The 6,874-nt window shown below is 73.9% G+C and carries 6 protein-coding genes; 4 read left to right on the top strand and 2 right to left on the bottom strand.

Annotation, left to right across the window (positions count from 1 at the left end; all coding sequences use genetic code 11):
- Positions 1-30: 30 nt before the first annotated feature.
- Together valS and ACFT5B_RS10440 are read right to left on the bottom strand one after the other, a co-directional pair.
- Positions 31-2,826 (bottom strand): valine--tRNA ligase, encoded by a 2,796-nt coding sequence (gene valS, locus ACFT5B_RS10445; protein ID WP_386797938.1) that lies wholly within the window; start codon positions 2,824-2,826, stop codon positions 31-33.
- A gap of 98 nt (positions 2,827-2,924) precedes the next feature.
- Positions 2,925-3,329: a VOC family protein gene (locus tag ACFT5B_RS10440; protein ID WP_386797937.1), complete on the bottom strand. Its 405-nt coding sequence runs from the start codon at positions 3,327-3,329 to the stop codon at positions 2,925-2,927.
- A 100-nt stretch (positions 3,330-3,429) separates the two neighbouring features.
- On the opposite strand from ACFT5B_RS10440, the gene ACFT5B_RS10435 reads away from it, so the two are divergent.
- From ACFT5B_RS10435 to cofE, 4 genes are all read left to right on the top strand, one after another.
- Positions 3,430-4,440 carry a helix-turn-helix transcriptional regulator gene (locus tag ACFT5B_RS10435; protein ID WP_386797936.1) on the top strand — a complete coding sequence of 337 codons (1,011 nt, stop codon included), beginning with the start codon at positions 3,430-3,432 and terminating at the stop codon, positions 4,438-4,440.
- Positions 4,431-5,429, top strand: coding sequence for a TIGR03557 family F420-dependent LLM class oxidoreductase (locus ACFT5B_RS10430; RefSeq protein ID WP_386797935.1), 999 nt, complete (start codon positions 4,431-4,433; stop codon positions 5,427-5,429). The genes ACFT5B_RS10435 and ACFT5B_RS10430 overlap by 10 nt, the downstream gene beginning before the upstream one ends.
- 41 nt (positions 5,430-5,470) lie before the next feature.
- Positions 5,471-5,857, top strand: coding sequence for a hypothetical protein (locus ACFT5B_RS10425; protein WP_386797934.1), 387 nt, complete (start codon positions 5,471-5,473; stop codon positions 5,855-5,857).
- A gap of 111 nt (positions 5,858-5,968) precedes the next feature.
- Complete coding sequence (cofE, locus tag ACFT5B_RS10420; protein WP_386797933.1) at positions 5,969-6,844, top strand: coenzyme F420-0:L-glutamate ligase; 876 nt, start codon at positions 5,969-5,971, stop codon at positions 6,842-6,844.
- Positions 6,845-6,874 lie beyond the last annotated feature (30 nt).

Here is a 6,874-nt window from a genome sequence, read left to right as displayed (position 1 = left end):
GCCGACGGCCGACGCGGGGGCTCCGACAGCTCAGGCGCGCGGCTTCTTGGGCTCCGGCTCTCCCAGCTCCGAGCTCACCACGACGATGCCACCCTGCACGGCCGGGTCGCCCTGGCCCTCGGCGGGCTCGACGAGCTCGAGCGGGCCGGTGACACGCCCGGCGCCGCGGACGTCGTCGACGGCGGAACGCACGCCCGGCTGGAGCTCAGCGGGCACGGCGACGGTGGCCGCGAGGATCGGCACCCGCATCGAGACCTTGGCCTCGGACTTGACCTTGCGCAGCGCGGCGAGGGCGTGGCCCGCGGCGGTGAGTACGCGCGGGTCGGCGTCGGCGGCGGCCTCGCGCAGCGGCGCGGCCGCCGGCCACGACGCGCGGTGGATGGAGCCCGCCCGCCACCACGACCAGACCTCTTCGGTCGCGAACGGCACGAACGGCGCGAAGAGGCGCAGGAGCGTGTCGAGGGCGATCGCGAGCGCGGCACGCGCGGAGGCGGTCTCGGCGGTCGCGTCGGCGGTCGTCGCGCCGGCGCCGTACGCGCGGTCCTTGACGAGCTCGAGGTAGTCGTCGCAGAACGTCCAGAAGAACGTCTCGGTGATCTCGAGAGCGCGCGTGTGGTCATACGCCTCGAACGCCTCGGTGGCCTGCTCGACGACGGCCGCGAGCCCGGTCAGCATCGCGCGGTCGAGCTCGACGGTGACGAGCGCCGGGTCGAGCGACACGGTGTGCGTCGCCTCTGCGCCGTCCTCGCCCTGGGCGGCCCCGAACGACAGCGCGAACTTGCTCGCGTTGAGGATCTTGATGGCGAGGCGGCGGCCGATCTTCATCTGGCCGACCTCGAACGCCGCGTCGGTGCCGAGCCGCGCGGACGCCGCCCAGTACCGCACCGCGTCGGAGCCGTGCTCCTCGAGCAGGCTCATGGGCGTGACGACGTTGCCCTTGGACTTCGACATCTTCTTGCGGTCGGGGTCGAGGATCCAGCCGCTGATGGCGGCGTTCTTCCACGGCAGCGTGCCGAACTCGAGGTGCGAGCGGACCACGGTCGAGAAGAGCCACGTGCGGATGATGTCCTGGCCCTGCGGACGCAGGTCCATCGGGAACACGCGCTCGAAGAGCTCGGGGTCCTCGAGCCAGCCGCCCGCGATCTGCGGCGTCAGCGAGCTCGTGGCCCAGGTGTCCATGATGTCCGGGTCGCCCACGAAGCCGCCGGCCGCACCGCGCTGGTCCTCGGTGTACCCGTCGGGCACGTCGGCCGACGGGTCGACGGGGAGCTGCGCCTCGCTCGGGACGATCGGGGCGTCCCAGCGGGGCTCGCCGTCGTCGCCCACGGGGTACCAGACGGGGATCGGCACGCCGAAGAAGCGCTGGCGCGAGATCAGCCAGTCACCGTTGAGGCCCTTGACCCAGTTCTCGTAGCGCACCCGCATGAAGTCGGGGTGGAAGCCGAGCTCGTCGCCGCGCGCCAGGAGCTCCGCGCGCAGGTCACGCACGGGCTCGCCCTCGGGGGAGAGCCACTCGCGCCCGCCGTTGCGGATGTACCACTGGCGGCTCGTGACGATCTCGAGGGGCTTGTCGCCCTTCTCGTAGAAGTTGGCCTTGCGCTGCGTGGCGACCGGCTCGCCCACGAGGTCGCCGCTCGCCCGCAGCGCGTCCACGACGGCCGTGCGTGCGGAGAAGGTCGTCTTGCCGGCGAGCTCCGCGTACAGGGCTCGGCCGGCCTCGGCCGTGACCCAGTCCGGCGTGTCCTCGACGACGCGGCCGTCGCGGCGCACGATCGAGCGCGTGGGGAGCTGGAGCTCGCGCCACCACTGCACGTCGGTGAGGTCGCCGAAGGTGCAGCACATGGCGATGCCCGCGCCCTTGTCGGGCTCCGCGGCCGGGTGCGCGAGCACGGGGACCTCGACGTCGAACAGCGGGGTCCGCACGGTGGTGCCGAACAGGTGCTGGTACCGCTCGTCGTCCGGGTGGGCGATGAGGGCCACGCACGCCGGCAGCAGCTCGGGGCGCGTCGTCTCGATCTCGACCGTCGCGCCATCCGGGGCGTGGAAGGTGATCTTGTGGAAGAAGCCCGGGTAGTCGCGCGCCTCGAGCTCGGCCTGCGCGACCGCCGTCTGGAACGTCACGTCCCACAGGCCGGGGGCCTGGGCCTGGTACGCCTCCCCGCGGGCGAGGTTGCGCAGGAACGCCGTCTGGGCGACGCGCTGCGAGGAGCGGCCGACGGTCTGGTAGTGCTGCGCCCAGTCCACCGAGAGCCCGAGGTGGCGCCACAGCGCCTCGAACTGCTTCTCGTCCTCGGACGTCAGGCGCTCGCACAGCTCGACGAAGTTGCGGCGCGAGACGGGCTGCTGGTCCGCGGCGCGGCCCTTGCCGGTCGACGCGTCGCCCTGCTGCGGCGGCTCGTAGCCCTCGACGTAGGGCAGCGACGGGTCGCAGCGCACGCCGTAGTAGTTCTGCACGCGGCGCTCGGTGGGCAGGCCGTTGTCGTCCCAGCCCATCGGGTAGAAGACCTCGCGGCCCTGCATGCGCTGGTAGCGCGCCACGAGGTCGGTGTGCGTGTAGCTGAAGACGTGGCCCACGTGCAGCGAGCCCGAGACCGTCGGCGGCGGGGTGTCGATCGAGAAGACCTGGTCGCGTGTCGCGGACCGGTCGAAGTCGTAGGTGCCCTCCTCGCGCCAGCGGCCACCGAGCTTGTCCTCGAGGCCGTCGACGCTGACCCGGTCCGGTACGCCCCGCACCACCGCGTCTACGACGGCGCCCTCGCCTACCGTGGCGGCCACGGTCGGTGCGGGGGCGTCGGGACGGGGGGACGTCGGGTCGAGGTCTGTCATGTCCTGCATTCTTTCAGATCCGGGCACCCCCCTCGACGACGTCCCGGGCCCCGATCCGTCGCCCCGCCCGCCGCCGCGCGTCGGGCGGGGCGACGCGCTCAGGACGCCGGGACGGACCGGCTCCGGGCGGCGTCGGTCGACGGGGTGAAGACGTTGACGAGGTTGCCGTCGGGGTCGCGGAGCAGCAACGAGCGGTTGCCCCACGGCATGTCCGCGGGCTCGCGCACGACGTCCGTGAGGACGGGGCGCAGCCGGGCGTACGCGGCGTCCACGTCGTCGACGAGGAAGTCGAGCAGGACCGACCGGTTCGCTCGGGCCTCGGCGACCCCGGGACCCATCGCAGGAACCGTCCGCGAGCTGGCGATCGCGAGGGTCCCGGTGGGGGTGCGGAGCTCCGCGAACAGCTCGTGCAGGCGGGTGGGTGCGGTCCCCGTCACGGTCTCGTAGAAGGCGACCAGGCGGTCGACGTCGTCGGTGACGATGCGGGTGGCGGACAGGTTCACGGGTGGCCTCCGGTGGTCGGGCGCACGAGGGTCCCGTGCGCTTCGCCTCCACGCTAGGAAAGATAGGGGACAAGAACGGTCCACTTGGGCGGAGGAGGTCATGACGGGAACGGGAACGGGGACCGGGACGGGCGTACGGATGCTCGCGCTTCTCGACCTCCTGGAGTCGGGCGGCCTGCGGGGGCGGCGCGAGCTCGCGCAGCGGCTCGGCGTCGACGAGCGCACGGTGCGCCGTGACGTCGTCCGCCTGCTCGACGCGGGGGTCCCCGTCGAGTCCGTCCGCGGCCGCTACGGCGGGTACCGGCTCGGGCCGGGCTACCGGCTCCCGCCGCTCATGCTCACCGACGACGAGGGGCTCGCGGTGGTCGTCGCGCTCGCCGTGGCGGGGGGCCGCGACGAGTCGGACGTGCCGGCGGCCACGGCAGCGGCCAAGATCCAGCGCGTGCTCCCGGCCCCGTCCGCCGACCGGCTCGCGTCGGTGCTCGCGGCGGCCGTCGTGCCCGACGACGCCGACGAGCCGGTGGCGGCCACGGTCCTGCTGACCGTCGCGGACGCGGTCCGTGAACACCGCCCCCTGGAGATCGTGCACCGGCGCCGCGGCGAGCCGGCCGGCCCGGCGCCGCGCGTCGTCCACCCGTACGGCCTCGTGCGGCGCGCCGGACGGTGGTACCTCACCGGGCTCGCGCTCGACCGCGGGGCCGAGCGGACGTTCCGCCTCGACCGGGTCGAGCGGGCGCGAACGCTCGCGGGGCGCTTCCGCCCGCCTTCCGGGTACGACGCCGTCGCACGGCTCGAGGAGCTGCAGGGCGCGGGCTACCGGTACGAGGTCCGGGTGCGGGTCCGGGCCACGGAGCCGGAGGTCCGCCGGTTCCTGCCGGCGTCGGTCGCGCGGGTCCGTGCCGACGCGCCGGGGAGCGGTGACGGGTGGCTCCGGGTCGAGCTCGGGGCCGACCGCCTCGACTGGCTCCCCGGCGTGCTGGCCGCGCTCGACCGGCCGTTCGTCGTCGAGCGGCCGCGCGAGCTGCTGGCGCTGCTGGACGAGTTCGCGCTGCGCCTGCGTGCGCGCGTGAACGGGGCTCGCGCGGACGTAGGCTCGGCACCATGGGTCTGACGATCGGATACGTGGCAGAGCTCGAGCAGTTCCACCCCATGGAGGCCGTCGAGCTGTCCGCCTACGCGGAGCAGCACGGCTTCTCGGGCGTCATGGCGGCCGACCACTTCCAGCCGTGGGTTCCCGCGCAGGGCGAGTCGCCCTTCGTGTGGAACGTCCTGACGGCGCTCGGCGAGCGGACGACGGGCGACATGGGGCCCGGCGTGACCGCGCCGACGTTCCGGTGGCACCCGGCGATGGTGGCGCAGGCGTCGGCGACGCTCGCCGCGATGTACCCCGGGCGGCACTGGCTCGGCCTGGGCTCGGGCGAGGCGCTCAACGAGCACATCACCGCCCAGTACTGGCCCGAGGCGCCCGAGCGCATCAACCGCATGTTCGAGGCCATCGACATCATCAAGAAGCTCTTCACGTCCTCGCTCGCCGGCAAGGACACCAAGCACGCGGGCCAGTTCTACAAGCTCGAGTCGACGCGCCTATGGACCATGCCGGAGGAGGCCCCCGAGGTCCTCGTGGCCACCGGCGGCCCGGTGACCGCGAAGCGTGCGGGCAAGGTCGCGGACGGCCTCATCACCGTGGGTGCCCCGCTCGAGAAGATCTCCATGCTGTTCGGGAAGTTCGACGAGGGCGTGCGCGAGTCCGGGCGCGACCCCGAGCGCATGCCTCGTGCGCTCCAGATCCACCTGTCGTGGGCGCCGACCGACGAGGAGGCGCTCGCCAACGCGATGCACGAGTGGCCCAACGGCGGCATGAAGTTCCCCAAGGCCGACATCCGCTCTCCCTTCGAGTTCGAGCAGATGGCGAAGCTCGTGCGCCCCGAGGACTTCGAGGGCCGCATGGTCATCTCGTCCGACCCCGACGTGCACCGCGCCGCGATCCAGAAGTACGTCGACCTGGGCTTCGACCGCGTCTACCTCCACAACGTCGGGCGCAACCAGCGCGAGTGGATCGAGGTCTTCGGGCGCGAGGTCCTGCCGAAGCTCAGCCGCTGATTCCGGTGGGCGCGCGGCCGGAAGGTCGGTAGCCTCGCCGCATGCTGCCGTCCGACTGGGTGTCTCACCGGCGTGCCGGCGACCGTGAGGTCGTCGGCTGGCTCCGGCCCGAGGGCGACCGCTGGGTCGCCGTGTCCCTCCTCGGGCACGACCTCACGCGCGCCGTCGACTGGCCCGACGCCGAGGAGGCGCTCGAGGACACCGGCCTGGGCTGGCTGAGCGGCGTGTGGCTGCTCGACCACGACGACGACGAGCCCGTGCGGGTGCGCCTCGTCGAGGTGACCCCCGAGCGCGTCGTCGTGCAGACCGACGACTTCGGCGCGATCGACACGCCGGTCGAACGACACGTCCTGCCGTGGCCCGCGCCTCCCGCGCTGCGGCCGCGGGACGGCGTCGTCCCCGGGCTCGGCGCGGCGCCCACCCGCTGACCGGGTGCGGGCCCCGCGGTCGCGAACCCGCCCAGCGCTGGACAACGTCGGCACAATGGACGCGGGGCACGGTGACGGCCTGCCCCTGCGACGCACGGAGAGATGAGGGGCATGGCGACGAGCGGTCTGTGGGTGCGCCCGGTGGAGGGCATCGGCGAGGTCGGGGCCGGCGACGACGTCGCGCGCCTCGTGGTGGCGGCGCTCACCGCGGCGGACGGTGGGGGAGACCCCGCCGCCGGGCTGGAGGACGGTGACGTCGTCGTCGTCGCGAGCAAGATCGTCTCCAAGGCCGAAGGGCGCCTGGTGCGCGCCGACGACCGCGAGCAGGCCATCACCGACGAGACCGTCCGGGTCGTCGCCACGCGCGAGCACGCGGGCGGCGTGACGCGGATCGTCGAGAACAGGCTGGGCCTCGTGATGGCCGCGGCCGGCGTCGACGCGAGCAACGTCCCCCCGGGCACCGTGCTGCTGCTCCCCGAGGACCCCGACGCGTCCGCCCGGCGGATCCGCGCGGGCCTCGCGCAGGCGACGGGCCGCAGCGTCGGCGTCGTCGTCGCGGACACCGCGGGTCGCGCGTGGCGGCAGGGTGTCACGGACATCGCGATCGGCGCCGCGGGCGTCGTCGTGCTCGACGACCTCCGCGGCTCGGCGGACCTCGAGGGACGGCCCCTCACGGCGACGGTCGTCGCGGTGGCCGACGAGCTCGCTGCGGCGACCGAGCTGGTGCGCGGCAAGAGCGACGGCGTGCCGGTCGCCGTCGTGCGTGGCGCGGACGCCTGGGTCACGGCGGAGGACGGGCCGGGCGCCCGGGCGATCGTCCGCCCCGCCGAGGACGACATGTTCCGCACCGGCAGCGCCGAGGCGTACGACGACGGCTACGACGCCGGGTACGACGAGGGCGTCGAGGCGGGCCGCTCGGAGGGCTTCACCAGCGGGTACGAGCAGGGCTACAACGACGCCGAGTCGCAGGTGGAGAGCGCGCTCTGACCGGTCCGTGACGGTCGCTGGGAGGCGAGG

The organism is Luteimicrobium sp. NPDC057192 (assembly GCF_042670205.1).
In the GTDB taxonomy this organism is placed as follows: domain Bacteria; phylum Actinomycetota; class Actinomycetes; order Actinomycetales; family Cellulomonadaceae; genus Luteimicrobium.
This window is presented reverse-complemented; position numbering and strand designations above follow the sequence as displayed.

Excerpts from the sequence above, each read along its gene's own strand:
- valS (WP_386797938.1), bottom strand. The coding sequence starts at position 2,826 with ATGACAGACCTCGACCCGACGTCCCCCCGTCCCGACGCCCCCGCACCG.
- ACFT5B_RS10435 (WP_386797936.1), top strand. The coding sequence starts at position 3,430 with ATGACGGGAACGGGAACGGGGACCGGGACGGGCGTACGGATGCTCGCG.
- ACFT5B_RS10430 (WP_386797935.1), top strand. The coding sequence starts at position 4,431 with ATGGGTCTGACGATCGGATACGTGGCAGAGCTCGAGCAGTTCCACCCC.
- ACFT5B_RS10425 (WP_386797934.1), top strand. The coding sequence starts at position 5,471 with ATGCTGCCGTCCGACTGGGTGTCTCACCGGCGTGCCGGCGACCGTGAG.
- cofE (WP_386797933.1), top strand. The coding sequence starts at position 5,969 with ATGGCGACGAGCGGTCTGTGGGTGCGCCCGGTGGAGGGCATCGGCGAG.